Source organism: Paenibacillus sp. V4I9 (assembly GCF_030817295.1).
Taxonomy (GTDB): Bacteria; Bacillota; Bacilli; order Paenibacillales; family NBRC-103111; genus Paenibacillus_E.
Map to the genome: position 1 here is coordinate 5090103 of NZ_JAUSZE010000001.1, position 17003 is coordinate 5107105.

16 protein-coding genes are annotated in these 17003 nt (G+C 43.8%); all 16 read right to left on the reverse strand.

The window, feature by feature from the left end; translation table 11 throughout:
* Positions 1 to 122 precede the first annotated feature (122 nt).
* Positions 123 to 1685, reverse strand: coding sequence for an extracellular solute-binding protein (locus tag QFZ81_RS23650; RefSeq protein WP_307605040.1), 1563 nt, complete (start codon positions 1683 to 1685; stop codon positions 123 to 125).
* 86 nt (positions 1686 to 1771) lie between these two features.
* Positions 1772 to 2635, reverse strand: coding sequence for a carbohydrate ABC transporter permease (locus QFZ81_RS23655; protein WP_307440972.1), 864 nt, complete (start codon positions 2633 to 2635; stop codon positions 1772 to 1774).
* A 28-nt stretch (positions 2636 to 2663) separates the two neighbouring features.
* Positions 2664 to 3638, reverse strand: a complete 975-nt coding sequence (locus QFZ81_RS23660) for an ABC transporter permease (protein WP_307440971.1) — start codon at positions 3636 to 3638, stop codon at positions 2664 to 2666.
* Between the two features lie 203 nt (positions 3639 to 3841).
* The gene (locus QFZ81_RS23665; RefSeq protein ID WP_307605042.1) at positions 3842 to 6073 is read right to left on the reverse strand and encodes a helix-turn-helix domain-containing protein; all 2232 of its coding nucleotides are present in this window, start codon (positions 6071 to 6073) and stop codon (positions 3842 to 3844) included.
* 293 nt (positions 6074 to 6366) lie between these two features.
* The gene (hutH, locus tag QFZ81_RS23670) at positions 6367 to 7908 is read right to left on the reverse strand and encodes a histidine ammonia-lyase (protein WP_307607011.1); all 1542 of its coding nucleotides are present in this window, start codon (positions 7906 to 7908) and stop codon (positions 6367 to 6369) included.
* 151 nt (positions 7909 to 8059) lie between these two features.
* Positions 8060 to 8521 (reverse strand): histidine utilization transcription antiterminator HutP, encoded by a 462-nt coding sequence (gene hutP / locus QFZ81_RS23675; protein WP_307440969.1) that lies wholly within the window; start codon positions 8519 to 8521, stop codon positions 8060 to 8062.
* Between the two features lie 325 nt (positions 8522 to 8846).
* Positions 8847 to 9290: a carboxymuconolactone decarboxylase family protein gene (locus QFZ81_RS23680; RefSeq protein ID WP_307440968.1), complete on the reverse strand. Its 444-nt coding sequence runs from the start codon at positions 9288 to 9290 to the stop codon at positions 8847 to 8849.
* A gap of 38 nt (positions 9291 to 9328) precedes the next feature.
* Positions 9329 to 10237: an RNA polymerase sigma-70 factor gene (locus tag QFZ81_RS23685; RefSeq protein ID WP_307440967.1), complete on the reverse strand. Its 909-nt coding sequence runs from the start codon at positions 10235 to 10237 to the stop codon at positions 9329 to 9331.
* A 64-nt stretch (positions 10238 to 10301) separates the two neighbouring features.
* On the reverse strand, positions 10302 to 11015 hold the full coding sequence (locus QFZ81_RS23690) for a DUF4386 domain-containing protein (RefSeq protein WP_307605044.1): 714 nt from the start codon (positions 11013 to 11015) through the stop codon (positions 10302 to 10304).
* Positions 11016 to 11097: 82 nt separating this feature from the next.
* Complete coding sequence (locus QFZ81_RS23695) at positions 11098 to 11499, reverse strand: hypothetical protein (protein WP_307440965.1); 402 nt, start codon at positions 11497 to 11499, stop codon at positions 11098 to 11100.
* A 48-nt stretch (positions 11500 to 11547) separates the two neighbouring features.
* Positions 11548 to 12456: an NAD(P)-dependent alcohol dehydrogenase gene (locus QFZ81_RS23700; protein ID WP_307440964.1), complete on the reverse strand. Its 909-nt coding sequence runs from the start codon at positions 12454 to 12456 to the stop codon at positions 11548 to 11550.
* Between the two features lie 59 nt (positions 12457 to 12515).
* The gene (locus QFZ81_RS23705; protein WP_307605046.1) at positions 12516 to 13205 is read right to left on the reverse strand and encodes an ATP-binding cassette domain-containing protein; all 690 of its coding nucleotides are present in this window, start codon (positions 13203 to 13205) and stop codon (positions 12516 to 12518) included.
* A gap of 1 nt (position 13206) precedes the next feature.
* A complete protein-coding gene (locus tag QFZ81_RS23710) occupies positions 13207 to 13584 on the reverse strand; it encodes a GntR family transcriptional regulator (RefSeq protein WP_307440962.1) in 378 nt (125 codons plus the stop codon).
* Positions 13585 to 13897: 313 nt separating this feature from the next.
* The gene (locus tag QFZ81_RS23715; RefSeq protein ID WP_307605048.1) at positions 13898 to 14329 is read right to left on the reverse strand and encodes a hypothetical protein; all 432 of its coding nucleotides are present in this window, start codon (positions 14327 to 14329) and stop codon (positions 13898 to 13900) included.
* Between the two features lie 263 nt (positions 14330 to 14592).
* Positions 14593 to 15408, reverse strand: coding sequence for a DUF6805 domain-containing protein (locus QFZ81_RS23720; protein ID WP_307605050.1), 816 nt, complete (start codon positions 15406 to 15408; stop codon positions 14593 to 14595).
* The gene (locus tag QFZ81_RS23725; RefSeq protein WP_307605052.1) at positions 15377 to 16882 is read right to left on the reverse strand and encodes a beta-L-arabinofuranosidase domain-containing protein; all 1506 of its coding nucleotides are present in this window, start codon (positions 16880 to 16882) and stop codon (positions 15377 to 15379) included. The genes QFZ81_RS23720 and QFZ81_RS23725 overlap by 32 nt, the downstream gene beginning before the upstream one ends.
* Positions 16883 to 17003: the final 121 nt, after the last annotated feature.

Sequence of the window (17003 nt, forward strand, 5' to 3'; positions counted from 1 at the left end):
CAATAGACTCCGCCTCCAAGAACTTTTTCTATTTGTTGAAAATCAAAGCCGGAAAGGCTGGAACATGAATGGCATGTTCCAACCGACCGGCCTAGAGTTAAAGCAGTTCTAATTACTGTTGATTACTTCTTATTCCGCTCTGCATACACCTTAGTGACTTCATCCGTCATTTCTTGACCGCCGGATTTCAGCCAATTCGCCTTGAAATCGTCAAAGGCTTTATCTGTATCCGCTTCGCCAGTGACCGCTTTAATCAAATAGGCGTCCTCGAGCGTCTGCAGATTCGCCCAATATTTCGCTTTGGTGCTCAAAATGGCCACTCCCAAAATGTCCTTCAACGGCTCATAACCGACATTAAGTTTCGCCTTAAGATCCAGCAATTCCTTGTTAGTTGTATATTTCGTCATGGAAGTATCTACGGCGTTGAGCGGATTGTAGAAGCTGCCGGCGCCGGCTTTTGGTGCAATAGCTTCCGGTGTCGTCCGCGCAGTTACAAAGTCGCCGTCCATATCATAGTTAACGTCCTTTTGACCGTAAACAGTCAGCAGCCAGAATTCTGGATTTGTTGCAACGTAATCCAGAATTTGCATAATCTTGGTCCGCTTCTTCTCATCCTTCTCGAGCTGAGCGCCTAACAGGACGGGGGCTTGAAGCGCTCCGTAAGAGAAGCCGTACGATTTGCCGGCCGATCCGATTACCGGCTTTCCGGCAATGATCTGTTGGCCCTTATCCAATCCGGGTTTCGTAATAAATCCGGAAGTCTTGTAGAAGTTACCCCACTTCATGTTGTCGACCATCCCGATCTTTTGGGCGGCGAATTTTTCATTGAGCTGATTGTTGTCTGTCGTAATAAACTCCGGATCGATTAGTCCGCCCTTGTACCACTTGTTTAGCAGCTTAAGTGCTGAACGGGTTTCTTCTGTTACCCCGCCATATACAACTTTGCCGCTTGCGTCTAGCTTGAACTGATATGGCGATACGCCATAAGCCGAAAATACGGAGGTGAACATTTGGATCGGGAGCTTGCCTCGGCCCGACAGCCCGAACGTATCCTTCTTCCCATTGCCGTCCGGATCGTTATTAACGAATTTGGTAAGTACATCCTCCAGCTCCGCGAGCGTCTTCGGAGGCTCGTTGTAACCAACCTTTTTCAGCCAAGTCTCGTTATAACCAGGTATGAAGCCTTCATTTCCGGCCGGCCATACCTTTGGAATCCCCCAGTTCTTGCCTTTGTAGTTGCCGACTCCCCATGCGCTGGAATCAACCGAATCCAGTGCTTTGATATAATTCGGCATCGATTTTTTGATTTCATCTTGGTTAAGACTGGCTATGACACCTTGATCAGCCCACCCAGCCATATCGGTTTCGTTTGCATCGACCGGGAAAATATCGGGAATTTGACCTGAGGCAAGCAGAACGTTGAATTTATCTTTCCAGGACGTGCGTTCCATTTTAACGTTCGTAATCTTGACGTTGAATTTGGCTTCTATTTGCTTCTGCACGTAGTTGCCGTCAACTTCCGGAGCATTAAAGTTATTGGCCCACGTAATCTCAATCGGTTTCTCTGTCTCTCCCGGTTTCGCGGATCCAGCTGGCGTTTGTGTCGCGGATTTTTCTCCGCCGCATCCAGCAGCAATAAGTGACATCGACAAGACGATAGAAGTCATTCCCAACCATTTTTTCATTCTTTTTTTCCTCCCTTTTTTTAAAAAGCAAGTTATATTTAGACGAAACACGCTAAAAGCGATCCGTTTAAATCAGGTGAAATACGTTATCCCTTAAGCGAACCGACTAAGGTTCCCTTAACAAAATACTTCTGCAGAAATGGATAAATAATCAGGATTGGCAATGCAGTAAACATAATGGCTGCAGCTTTGACGGTTTCCTGCGTATCAAACAGTGTTGGAACGGGAAGAAGCGGGTCGCCCTCGGTGGTAATCACGAGCCGTCTCAAGAAAGTTTGAAGCACGTACAGCTTTGGGTCCTGAAGATATATAAGCGCATCGAACCACGCGTTCCAGTGACCGACGGCAGACCAAAGCCCAAGGGTAGCCAAAACCGGCTTCGATAGCGGAAGTACAAGGGTGAACAAAATTCGCAAGTCGCTTGCCCCGTCGATTTTGGCCGAGTCCTCCAGCTCCTCCGGAATGTTCATAAAGAAATTGCGGAGAATAAGCAACGAATATGTGCTGATCAAGCCCGGGACAATCAAGGCCCATCGCGAATCGATCATTCCGAGCGATTTGATCAAGAGATAGGAAGGAATGAGCCCTCCGCTAAAAAACATCGTAATGACGATAAACATCATGTAAAAACTGCGATGCGGAAGATGTTTCTTCGCGAGCGGATAAGCTCCCATCGACATAATAAGGAGCGTTAGAAACGTCCCGACAACGGTACGAAAAACCGTGTTCCCTAAAGCAAGCCATATGTGATTATCTGTCAACACCCGATTCCAGGCGAATAGCGATATCTTCTGCGGGTACCAATGCATACCAGGCCGAAGCGCCTCCGCAGACGTACTGAAGGAAATCGAGAGGATGTGGATAAACGGATAGATCATACAAATGCTGAGCAGAGTGATAAATCCGATCAAGAAAACCTGAAACACCTTTTCTCCGTAGCTAATCTTCATGTTTGTTCATTCCTTTCCGGCCATTACGTTAGGTAATTCCTTCTTGGCCCATTTTTTTCACAATATAATTGGTGAGCAGAACCAACGTCAGCGCGATCACATTCTTGAATAATCCGACAGCCGTCGTCAAGCTGAACTGAGCGTTTTGCAGCCCCACACGGTACACATACGTGTCCAAAATATCGGATACGCCATATACGGCAGGTGAATACAAATTGAGGATTTGGTCGAAACCTGCGTCCAGAACGCCGCCGACCCGCAAGATAAATAAGATGCTGATGACCGGAAGAATAGAGGGAAGCGTAATATGCAAGGTTTGCTTCCAGCGGTTAGCTCCGTCAAGGACAGCAGCTTCGTACATTTGCTGATCCACACCGGCCAATGCGGCCAAATAGATGATCATTCCCCAGCCGACTTCTTTCCAAATGGCAGATACGACCAGCGTAAACCTAAAATAGGTTTCGGATCCCAGAAAATAGACCGGTTCAAACCCGAGCAACTGGATAAAATAATTGATGACCCCGCTATTCGGAGACAGCATCGTAATCATAATGCCCCCGAGTACGATCCATGATAGAAAGTGAGGCAAATACGAAATCGTTTGAGCGATCTTCTTAAATATCGAAAGCCGAATTTCGTTAAACAGCAAAGCCATTATAATCGGGGCCGGAAAGCCGAATAGGATGTGGTAAAAGCTGATCACAACCGTATTCTTCATGATCTTCCAAAAGTCGGGGGACATGACAAACAAATAATGAAAGTGCTTGAAACCCACCCAAGGGCTTTCCCCTATTCCTTTCATGACATAAAAATCTTTAAATGCCAATTGAATGCCATACATGGGACCGTAATGAAAAATGGCATACCAGATCAGCACAGGAGCCAGCAACAGGAACAAATACTTGTTCTTCTTATATTCTCTCCATGTGTGTGACAATCTCGATTCCGTTTTTTTATCAATCTTTTTGCTTACACTGATTTCAGAGGTGTTTGCCGGATTCATGCTCATAAACTCCTTTCATAGATGAGGCTAGTACCTCGATTCATACCTTTACTCTATACAGTTGAAAGCGTTTTTCCTATTGTAATATTGTTCAATTTCCTAAGAATTCTTTCAGTTCGGATTGCATTTTCTTTAATGAACCGCGGTAATCGGGTTCCGCAAAAAAAAATCAGCCTGTATAGGCTGATTGATGAGTAATCCCACTAGATTGCTTTCGCGTCTGCGTGTTTCGCCTGCCGATATTGAACCGGTGTGATGCCGAAGCGGGCTTTAAATTTATTATGAAAATATTGCGGGTTACGATATCCGACGAGAGACGCGATTTCCGTGACGGATAAGCGAACGTCTTCACGCAACAGAGCTGCTGCTTTGTCCAGCCTTGCCCGAGTGACATATTCGGTAAATGATTCCCTCATGACTTCGCCGAACAAGGTTGAAACATAGGCCGGAGCGAGCGAGGCCATTTCAGAAAGAAGATTCAACGAAAGATCTTCGTGCAAATGTTCGTCGATATATGCTTTCAATTTTAATATGACGTCCGCATGAGCATGATTGCCCGATTCGCTTACATGTAAAGCAATCTGCCCCGAGAGGCTGCGAATCGCGTCCATCGTGCCCGATAGCGTTGCTTTTTTCAGTTCGTCAAATAGATTGGAGGAAGGAATCAACTGTTGTAAATCCAGCTCGATCACGACCTGATAAAGCGTGGAAACCAGTTGAAGCAGCGCTAATTCCACCACTTCGAGCTGCAGGCTCTGTTCCTCCAGGATATTGGTGAAATCATCGATAAACTGATTCGATCCGTTTACATTCCCGACCTTCAATGCATTTTTATAGAGATCGAACGAAAACATGTACGGCGTCGGGTTCAATGCAGAAATCTTCGAGTGCTGAACAATCGCTTCCTGACCATAAAAAAAGCAATAGCGATAAGCTTGCTGCGCCAATTGATAAGAGAGTGGGATTTCTTCGAGCGATTGAACTAAAGAGCCGATCGCAGCCCCGAAACGAATCTCGTCTCTAATTACCTCTTTTACTCGAACTAAATCCTCAGCAATCGCTTCATCATCAACCATGTCGAGGGAATCAAAGAAGAAGATGATAGCTGCTTCCCTCAAATTCAAGCAGACAACCTCATTGCGTATGGAGTGGTCGATCTGCTCATAACGCTGCTTGAACTCCTTACTATGGCCTTCCATGAGCGGAATATACGCGACTAGAAATTGGCGGTCCTGAGGCAAGTCGTCCATATTCTCCAAACCAAGGCTGGCGCCCAAAACAAGATTTTTCATTTCGTTCGTTTTCGCCAGGGATTCCAAGGTCTCGATTTTTTGTCCCAAGCTATTCAACGCATTTCTGATGATTGCGTATTCGTTCATTTGGGACTGTGCCGAATTAGGTTGATGCAGGCTGCGGATATGCTGGACAAGCTTTTTCATTGGAATATAAAATCGTTTTGAAATCATGTAGGAAATGACAAACCCCAACAAGAGTACCAAACTGCAGCCTATAAATATTTTTGTTTTGATTTGTTCGGAAGCTAATACAAACGTATTCATAGGACGAACCATCGCATAGGTCCAACCGTTCCCCGACTTCGATTTGTCAAGGTACGACATCACAATTGTGCCGCTCTTGTCGTCAGCGATTTCCCGAACGGTCTGACCGGATCCAATTACGTTCTGAAGAAGGTGAATTTCGTCCGGATTCGAATCCGTTGTTTGAACGATCAAATTCCCGACCGCATCAAATATATAAAGCCTTTCGTTCTGGGAGTTCATAATTTTGGCAGCAGCCTGTTTGACGTACTCCTGCTCGACATCAACAAACAAGTATCCTTTAGGCATGGCGCTTGGGATGTCATACGGAAGCTTAACGACATAAGTCATAACCTGCTTCCCTTCGGCGATACTAGGGCTTGTGTCCGGCAATGTTCGGGTTATCCATCGGTTGGGAACAGTTTGATTTAGCTGACCGATGAAAGCGGCGTCTGTAGAGTTATCCGGCTTCATAAAAAAGGAATTGTTGTCAACGACATAATTTCCCGTACGAAAATAGGCCGTCATTTTAGAAGCACCTTCAATAGCCAATTTATAATTATCGAGATCCTGGCGAAACGACGCAATGCGGCTGAGATTGCCTTCCCAGCCGCTATCCAACAAATAATTCAAATTGGAATTATTCTGAATGAAAATGGTTGATAAAGCCTTATTCTGTAGATTATCTTCGAATCTTCTAAGCAGCGTCTGTTCGACATAATCCTTTGCGGTAACAAGCCGGTTTTGGCTGTCCTTGGCGATTTCGCCAACCATCAATCGATTGGCTTGAGAATATAGGTAACCTCCCGTAAGCCCAATCAGGACGACAGCCAAAATCGTATAAGATAAGATAAGACGGGTAAAATAGGTATCTCTGTACTTGGGCATTACTCTCATAACAAGCCCCCTTTAACTTTCTCGGACCATTCGTCCGGTTCATACGTATGCGTTTTCATTTTATAACATATATTGTACCATGATTGCATGATGCCTTGCACTTAGGTTTTCAAACCGCACTTTTTAAAGAAAAGTTTACCACATATAATGATTTACGGTTCAATCAGAGATATAACGAAGTCTTGAAAAGCAAGAAATCCAGCCCTAAAACGGGTTGGATTTCTTGCTTTATTATTGAAAGTTAACACTGAGTGGATGAGCGATAGTCCGTAGGGCCTCGGCACCCAATAAAATTATTGAATAGTTGTAATTGGTGCCAATTCAGCCGCAACATCTGTCTCTTGTAACATGGAAGTTATTTTTTTGATGTCGTAAGACAGCACTCTATCTTTTTCCAAAAACGGTACCTGTTCGCGGCACTTGGCATAAATCCACTTTGTCCCATTGCCCAGAAGCTCGGGATTACGATAATCGATAGCTTGAGAAGCACATAAAAGCTCAATAGCGATAACTGAGTAAGCATTTTCTACAATTTGCTTCGCTTTTCGAGCTCCGATCGTTCCCATGCTCACGTGATCCTCTTGATTGCCTGAAGATGGAATTGAATCGACACTAGCTGGATGAGCTAAAGATTTATTTTCGGACACCACCGAAGCGGCAGCATATTGGGCAATCATAAACCCGGATTGAAGACCCCCATGTTTCGTCAAAAAGGGAGGTAGATCACCATTTAACTGCGGATTTACTAAGCGCTCGATCCTTCTCTCGGATATGTTGGCCAATTCTGACATACAAATGGATAAAAAGTCCATAGCCAATGCGATCGGTTGCCCATGAAAATTGCCGCCAGAGATTACCCTCTCTTGTTCCTCGAATATAAGTGGATTATCAGTGACTGAATTTATCTCCACCTCAATTTTTTCCACTACATACGAAAGTGCATCACGACTCGCTCCATGCACCTGCGGGATACAGCGAAGAGAGTAGGCATCTTGAACTCTTAATTCCCCTTGATTTGTCATCAACTGGCTTCCCATCGTCAATCTTTTTATATTTTCGGCAACGTGCAGTTGGCCTTTGTGCGGTCTAATTTCATGCGTTTGCGCATCGAAAACGTCCCTAATACCCAATAAGGCCTCGCAACTCAGAGCTCCCGTCGCATCCGCCCAATTCGCCAAATTCAAAGCGTCATAACATGCTATTGCCCCGACAGCGGTCATGACTTGGGTTCCATTAATTAACGCCAACCCCTCTTTAGCTTCTAAAGATACCGGTTGAATACCCGCCAATATCATAGCCATTCCGCCATCCATACGCCGACCTTCATAAACCGCCTCACCTTCTCCAAATATAACTAACGCCACATGCGACAAAGGAGCCAAATCGCCACTGGCACCTAGCGAGCCTTTCTCCGGAACGATCGGAACGACATCTTTATTCAGCATCTCGATCATCGTTTGGACAACCTCAAGCCGGATGCCCGAGTAACCTAACGAAAGCGATTTGATTCGAAGCAGCATAATCGCCCTAACGACTTCTTCTGGCAATGCAAGCCCTATTCCGCAAGCATGACTGCGAATGAGATTCGCCTGAAGCTCTTTTGTATCTTCACTTGAAATATAAGTATCACTGAATTTACCGAATCCTGTAGTAAGTCCATAAACCGTTTTTTTCTCTCGAAGGAGCTTTTCCACATAACTTCTGCTACGATTAATTTTTTCCACGCTCGTATGATTCAAAGCCACCTTGGCCTTGTTTCGAGAGACTTCAATGACATCTTTTAATGTTAGAGTTATTCCACTACCTATTAAGATTTCTGTCTTTAATGTCTGCATCATGGTCTCTCCTCGTATGAAAAAATAAAAGGAGCCAATACCAAATAATGGTATCGGCTCCTAAATCACTAAAATTACTAATAGCCTGTTTTATTATCAAATTCACTTACATCGTTTCATGTGCAAAAAATAGTCATTAGTCACTAAATATCTAAATATGATTAAATCCATATCCAAAGGCTTCATGCTCAAAACCTTTTTTTGGTGCCCCAATGGTTCCGTAAATGGATACAGCGATCCACTCACCGCTTTGCTCAGAAGATTCTCCTAACTTACCGCGAACAATGGAGAATGTCAGCCCTACGGTCCGTAATATATCACCGAACTGTACCATACCTCTGCCAACTCCCTGAAGAGCTTCAATGATAGCGTGGTATAAAGCGTGTACTTCGTGATAAATATCTTTATTGATAATATGATTGTTTTTAGCCGTCGTTTCTATGGCTGCAATAACTTTGTTTAAATCCATCGCTCCAACCTTGCCTATTACATATCGATAGCCTTTTTCTTTCAACTCATTTTCAACCACTTCATTCCATGAATGATCCCTCAAAACAGCTAATAACATAGACAATTTACCGATCGGAAAAGATGTCTTTTCTGGACTCGTCATTGGAACTCCTCCTAAAAATTACCCAAAATAACACCACTACTTTTCTAATGTTAGGGAGCGCTTACATTTGGTGATTAAGCATGGATGACAAACTTGTTCTTTGATTGTCTGTTGCTTTTATTACAATAAAAAAACAAAAAAGATCGCGTTAAAAGTAAATAGATACTTGCGTATCCCAATTACTTTAGCCCCGATCTCCTAAATAACTAATTTCTAAACGATTGAACTGTATAATGAAATATAACATGGTGGTTGGTGGTTGTCAACAATAAGAGAATTCCTTTAACAAAGAGACACTTTTCGCAAAAAGTAATGGTAAAGGAGGTCACTTTTCAACAGGGAACATTCCAGTAGAAATGGCAATACGGTTCCAAGCATTAATCGTATTGATCGCCATGATAAGAACTACATATTCCTTTTCGTCAAAATGCTCCCTCACTTTCTCATAAACGGCTTGTGGTACACCATTCTCCGAGATTCGGGTCACGGTTTCTGTCAACTCTAGCACTGCTCTTTCTTTGTCGGAATAAAAGGGGGCTTCACGCCATGCAGTGAGTAAATTAATCCTTTGCTGGGTTTCTCCCATATTCCGCAAATCTCTTGTATGCATGTCGATGCAATAAGCGCAACCGTTGATTTGTGACGCTCTGATTTTGATAAACTCATATAACTTTGCATCTAAACCGCTTGTTTTAATAAAACCTTCCAACTTCAGCATCGTTTGCAATGCTTCTGGATTTACTTGACTATACGTTAATCTAACTTCCATGTGAATCTCCTCCATAAACGATTAATTTAGGTTTGCCTCTATAAGACAAATAAGTCCGGGGATTTGTGACAATCCAGCATGGAAGAAATGTGTTGAAGTTTATCTGGATTCAAAATCTGAAAAACCTGATTGGCATGCAATTGATTCTCATCCATATCAAAACAAATGACCATATCAGCGATTTGATCTTTTACGAGTACTAGACCGGTTTGACCGTTTATGAGAATTGGAAGCCATTTCCCCTGCAGCGAGCCTTTTGCTGCAATACCTTCAAAGAGGGCTTGAATACGTTGCTTGCCGAATATGGTTTTGAGTGCTGTTCGTCTTTTTCCACCGCCATCTGAAATCAGCACAGCATCATCGGTCAGCAAGGAGACAAAATCTTTAAAGTTCCCCGTATGGACAGCATGCAAAAACTTCTTTACAAGTGGTTCTGATTCCCCGAGTTCCTCAAAATTCCGCTCCTTTCCTTCGTTAACTTTCACTTTTGCTCGACTATAGATTTTACGGCAATTGGTTTCCGTTTTATTTAGCATTTCTGCGACCTCGCCGTACTCATAACCAAGCACTTCTCTTAGCACGAATACAGCTCTCTCCACAGATGATAACTCTTGCAACAGTACAAGGAAAGCATAGGAAATGGTTTCGTCTTGAACAACCTGCCCCGAGGGATCATCGTCGTTTACCTTAATCAGTGGTTCAGGCAGCCAAGCACCAACGTAAATTTCTCTTTGCTTGCTAGCCGATTTCAAGTAATTCAGGCAGCGGTTGGTCATCATTTTGACTAGATAAGATTTCAGGTTGCTGATGTTATCCGTGTCTAACGTTTTTAGGGATGTAAACAGATCCTGCATCATATCTTCCGCGTCAGACACGGAGCCTAGCATCCGATAACCTACAGAGAATAGTAGATGCTTATACGTGCGATAAATCGTATCAAAGTCCATAAGAGCCATATATCTCCAATCTACTATGTGAATGACCTAATCCCGATACCAGGAGAGAAAGCGCTTAGCTCGCTCGATCCGTTTTTGCAGACTCGGAAGAGAGTGCAGATAAATTGAATCCTTTAACGATGAGCCACACCGCGAGGGTCATTTCATTAGCTGCTACTGGCAGCGCCAAAATAGCACCCCAAAAAGAAACTTGTTGAATGACACCGAACATGACTAACAAGGCACAAATAAAAACAAGTGTTGCCCCTGTCATACCCAAGATAGGTATAAACCTGGGTACAAGCTTAGATTTATAAAAGATATAACTGTACAACATCGTGTTGATGCCCAGCATGAAAAGAGGCCCAAGCAGAAAGGTCCAGTCATGTACGGCTTTTAATAATATACCTGAAGCTTGAAAAGAGGCGGTATCCGGAGCCGCTGCTGCAGCAAATTCCCGGCTTAAGGTCAACAGGGACAGTACGCTGATTATACCAATCGTAATAATAATGGCTTCAAGAAACCTGAAGCAAAGATGCCAAAGAGCAATAGTTTCATTATATTTTCTTAAAATTGGAAACATGGTAGTTGCAGTACCAACCGCTGAAACGACAAGCATTAACTCCATAAGCGCTCCCAGTATCACCTGGTTGGCATGTTTGGAACCTTCCATCAGGTAAACCGGACCATTTAGGATAGGATCGTATAATATAAGACCTATTATCGCCGTAACCGCTGCAAGTATAAACAATATTCCAACAATTAATGCACTCTTTTTATTCGTATTCATTAGTTTATCTCCTTATTTTGAATTTATTCCCCCCACATTCGGCTGATCAGAGTCGGCCGTGGGCTGCGCTGTCTATCTTCCCTCAGTGCCACCGATCTCCGCGCTTCTTCACGTAGTGTTCAAACACAAAGCGCCACGGGATGCCGAAAGGAAAAATCACGACTATCAAGCAGGATGAGGCCGTCGCCAAGGTTGACTCGTCCATTTGACCGGAGTACCACAGTGGGAACGCAACGACGATCAGCCAGATCGACTTCCACACCAATTCCCACAGAAGCAAAGGCAGCATCTGCAGCGGATACCGCAACCCCAGAACTGACAGAGCCGAAAAGGCGGCTAACATGCACTGGACCACTCCTTCCATAAGTTCCCATGGCTTTTCGTGGTGGATGACTCCAGGCCATACCACGATACCGAGCCCCACGACGATAAGAAGATACAGCGCCCTCAGAAAATAAAGTCGAAACAACGAGACCTCGTTCATTCTATTAGCTCCTTTTTTTCGGATGTGATGTAAACATACCCAAGCAATTTATTGCCTAACAGTTATGACCACGTTCCCCTTTTTGTGTCTTTTCTCGACATACCTATGAGCCTCAGGAATTTGTTCTAACAGATAGTGTCTATCGATGACCGGTTTTATCTTTCCTCCTTCAATAAGCTCCTTCAGGAAGACTAGATCTTCAACACGATCCTTTCGTGACATATCTACACTCACATACTTTCCATTCGACCGAAGCGCTTTCTTGCATGTTGATTTTGTGACTTTCGATATTTTTTTCCCAACAGCATCAAAGACTAAATCAAAACGTTCTCCACTCGCTGTAAAATCCTGAATCGTATAATCAATTACCCTATCGGCTCCTATCGATTGCACCATTTCAATATTCGTGGTACTGCATACTCCTGTTACATCCGCCCCAAAATATTTGGCAAGCTGTACCGCATAAGTACCTACACTTCCAGAAGCTCCATAAACAAGAACCTTCATTCCACTTTCAATATTTCCTTTTCTAAGAGCATTTAGCGCCGTTAAGCCCCCAATAGGAACAGCGGCGGCCTTGTCATACGTCAGATTGGTCGGTTTTATAGCCACCATGCCATCTTCAGGCAGACATTTGTACTCGGCATATGCACCGAAGCCAATACCACAGAACGCAAAAACTTGGTCACCTTTCTTAAACCGTTTTACATCTTTGCCTACTGCTTCAACTTCCCCGGCTAACTCAAACCCTAATATCGTTACTCTTTTTGGTCTTAGGATTCCATTGTAAAGTCTTGCAACGAACGGGTCAGCCTTTCGCATACGCCAGTCCCCTGCTGTTACCGTTGTCGCATAGTTTTTCACCAGTATTTCATTGTCCTTGGGTGTAGGTTTTTCTAACTCTTTCAAATGAAGAACATCGGGCGGTCCGTATTTCGCGTATACAATTGCTCTCATATCTTCCCCTCCTAATGATTACCAATTGCAATGAGCAGATTAACCCAGATATTCCCGGATTAGACATAATTCTTCTTCATCCAATCCGTGATACCAAGACCCTCTGATTCATGTAATTCATCCACACCAGCCATTCTTAGTAATGATCCGTCTTTGATCGCAATGAAGCAGTCCAGTAATGATTCAATTTCCACAATCTCATGGCTTGTCATGATGAGTGTCTGAAATTCCAAGTCAACATAAGAAATCATTCCTTTAACGATAGATTCTCGCACCATGGGGTCAAGTCCGGACAGTGGTTCATCCATTAGAATGTAGGGTACTTCTCTGGCCAAAGTAAGCATGATTTTTAATCGACCACGATTTCCTTTCGAGAGATCTTTGATTTTCATATGAGGCTCCAACTGCGTAAACTTCATGATTTCTTCCGCTTTAGCCATGTTAAAGTCCGTATATTGGGAAGCCTGAAAATCCATTGCTTCACGTACTGTGAATATAGAATAAAAAGAACCAAGCTCCGATAAATAAGAAACCACTTTGCTGATTCTTCGATTGGCAGTCTCTCCATTTACGGTTACCCTCCCGCTCGTAGGAAGCGATAGTCCGGAAATAAGTCTCAATAGCGTTGACTTCCCGCTGCCATTCTCGCCCACAATGCCAACGATTTTACCTATGGGCAAAGTGAATGAAATGTTAGTGAGTGCGGGCTGTTTAACATATTTTTTAGAAACATTCGTCAATTGAATCAAATTACTCATCTCCTTTATCAAATTTGCTTAAGTGGTTCTGTAGCCCTGATATGATTTCATGAGAGGTGAACCCCATTTCCTGCATGACCTGGACAAACGATTGGATCTGCTCATTTTTTAAATTTTCACGTTGATGTACCAAGCGATCCTCTTGTTCCGTGACAAATGTACCTTGACCTCTTTTCGTTTCCAGGATACCCTCACGCTCCAACTCACTGTAAGTACGCTGAATTGTGTTTGGATTTACACTGTATTTGATCCCCATTTCTCGGACTGAAGGAAGCTTCTCACCTGCTTTCAGTTCTTTGCTTACAATCTGTCGATTGATTCGATCCGCTAATTGCAGATAAATTGGCTTTGAAGCATTAAATTCTTCCATTCTTACACCTCAACTTTATTGTCAACAATCCATGCGCTCAGAAAGAATAATCCAATGATAAAAATGAAGGTATACAAATATTCTCCTGCATATGTTTGTATAGGTTGTATTGAAAAAGAAGGAAAATCATAGGTAATACTTCCCCATTTCGTTACTAAACTATACAGTTTAGTGGATTCGAATAGGGCAGTTATCCAAGTAAGTATGATAACTGCCCCAATAACGACTAACCAGCTCCAACGCCCGATTGCAAATTTAAGGGATTGGTATAGCGCCCAAAGAAATAACACCCAAACACCAATCATTATAGAAATTACAATAAAATATGAGGAAATATGAATAATCCCGATTTCCAAGTATCCGTCCAATACGCTTCAATTAAGTTGAACTTGGGTATGATTAGCAATCCAGACATCACATATAACATCAATAATGAAATAACGAGCATCACTAGCCCATTCACCAGCTTACTAATTAACAATGAAGAAGCCGGCCTAGGATTATGCAGCCATAGATGCAGTTGATTTGCCTCTATTTTCAAACTAATAAATACCATTATCGGAAAATATAAAATATGCAAAACAATAGCAACTACTAAGGGTAAGAAAATAAGTAAGGTATGATCTGATTTCATCCCCATATATAACGTCAACATGACAATCAATAAATTAATGACAAGTCCTACGAAAAATACGGTTCTTGTTAATTTAAAATCTTTTTTAAATAAAGCTACCCACGCCTTCATCCAAATCTCTCCTTCTTAATGAAACTGAAAAATTGAATTATTGTATTAGTGCAATAGTACACTAAGACTTTAAATATGTAAATAGACAATAAAAAAAAGAAGCAAGAAGGAAAACCTTCTTGTTTCCCTCTTTCACCCGTTAGAACGATGTGGTGCCAAGCACACAAAAACGCCACCGTATTATGCGGTGGCGTTTTTGTGTCGGTGTTCGATTAGCTATGCCGAAGTTCGGAGTTCCCACCGACCTCTCTTCTTTTAAGGCTCTATTCTTTGTAGTCTGATCTCATCGTTCGCAGGACGCCGTAAATCCCATTACGCTTATCTTCCGGAACAAACTTAAACTCCACTTGATCTCTCCCGTTAATCATTGCTTCCGGAATGGAATAGTACTTAGTTACGAATTCGCGTCTGGACACCGGCGCCGACCGCTCGCTAGTCAACAGCTCGCCATTTGCATAAATATGCATCACACGGTCATTGTGAATGGATAAGTAAGTCACCTGCAGCAGGTTCTCCATGCCCGGAATTACCTTCAGCTCATAGCTAAACCACCCGCCGGGATTCGCATTCCGTCCATTTTGACCTTCCCATGCCCCGCTGACGGTTCCTTCTCCCTTAACTGCATGCTGCAGTTCATACTGATCGTTGCCTACTTGAACACTGTCGATCGTAGCTTCTTTAACGAGCTGTTCCATGCTGGCTTGCTCCAAGTGCCGCTTCAATTCCTTGGAATCCGATTCGACGATGTTCCAATAGATGCCGTATCGCTCTTCATGCTGCTTGAAATGGGGGGTAAAGATGAGCCGATCATCCTCGTCCGTATTTCGCAGCTTGAATACAAGCTCACTGCCTTCCTTCACAAGATGCCGATCAATCCCTTCCAGCCATTGGTCAGGCAGCATCCCGGTCGGTATCAAGAAATCTTTGATCAGCATTCTGCGGGTAGGCACCTTTACCATAATGCCCGTTTGGGCTTGGTTCAAATCCTCCGTGCCCAGTGCTGCACTCAGCACAACGGGTCCGTATTGAAAACCAACCGCATTCGGATTATCCGGCAGCCGCGAGACGAATACGTTCATTGGGCAGCGTCAATACAAGCATATCGCCATGCTGCCATTTCCGTTCAATCACGATGCGGTGATCAAGTATGTCCAAAGCAATCAGCCCGCCGTTCAATCTGGCCTCGATATTCCCTGTGACCCAATGCGGAACGCGAATATAGAGCTTGAAAGCTTTGGCTTGCTGATCTTCGGTCTCAATCCTAAGCGTCACTTGATCGGAATCAGGGATGCCGGAGCTTTGTGTAAGCTTTACTTGCTTCTGGCGCCAGTCGACGCTCGAGCTGACGAATTGAGTCACATAAAGCTCATCATCTTTATGATAGTAGACACTGTCATTCAGCTTCGTAAAGCTCTCCATCCCCGTGCCTGTGCAGCACCAGAAATGCTCGAAGGGCGAACTGTAGATTTTGAAGTAACCTGTCGCCATCGGTTGGAAATACATCGTCATTCCAGTTTCCGGATGCTGCGAGGAGAGAATTGCGTTGATATACGTTGTCTCGTAGAAGTCCTCGTATTTTTTATCCTTTGTGAGCTTGAATAATTCACGGGTCAGCTTCAGCATGTTGTAGCTGTTGCAGGTTTCGCATGTGATGTCCGTACGTTTCCTATCGAGGATATCCGGTTCTCCGAAATGCTCCGACTCGCTGTTGCCGCCGGTCATATAGCTGTGATGATGGACAACGATATCCCAAAACTTCTTAGCGGCATCAAGGTAGAAGCTTTCGCTCTCACCCAATACCAAATAACGATTCAAGGCTCCGATAAATTTAGGAATCGTCGTATTGGCATGCTTCCCCGCCAGAATATCCCTGCCTTGATGGATCGCTTCAAACAATGGAAGCTCGTCAAATTGATGAGCCGCCTCCAGATGCTTCCAGCTGCCGGAAATCTTGTACAACTCGTAGAGACAGTCATTCATCCCGCCATATTCCACAGCCAGTACGGTAGCTTGAAGCTCATCCGACCATCGCGATGTTCGAGACGCGACCCAGTCGCCTAATTGCACGACAACGTCGAGTGCCGCTTGGGATTGCGTCGCGTGGAAGATAGCGACCAGTCCCGCAATGATTTTATGCATCGTATACCAGGGAACCCATGCCGGCTTCTTGTTCTCAATATTATCAATGAGTGTCTCTGGAAACGCTGAAAGATAACCGCTACTAAATTGGCATTGTGACAATTCAGAAACGATGTATGATAACCTCTCTAGGAATGCCGGATCTTTCGTATGGGAGTATGCCTGCGCTAACGCCGTCATATAATGACCTAGCGTATGGCCCCGAATCTCTGTATTTTCCCAACCGGGGTATTTCTCGGCCTTGGGTACCAGCCCCCTGGTCTCCCGGAATCCGGCCAGCAAGCGATCGACATCGTAGCTGCGTAAGTAAAGAAGTTCTTTTTCAACCGCATTGACATGATACTCGCCGACAAGCTTTACTTGATCCAATCCAAAATCTTGCAATGCGTCCCGCATCAGCGTAGCTTCCATCATTCTAATTCCCGCCCTTTCAACTGACCCTATTTATTAGTGCTCTAATCTTCTTCAGATTACCGTTAAACGAGCGAAAGGGTAAGTGGCAAAACGATCGAATTCGTGTAAAAAAGTCAGATAT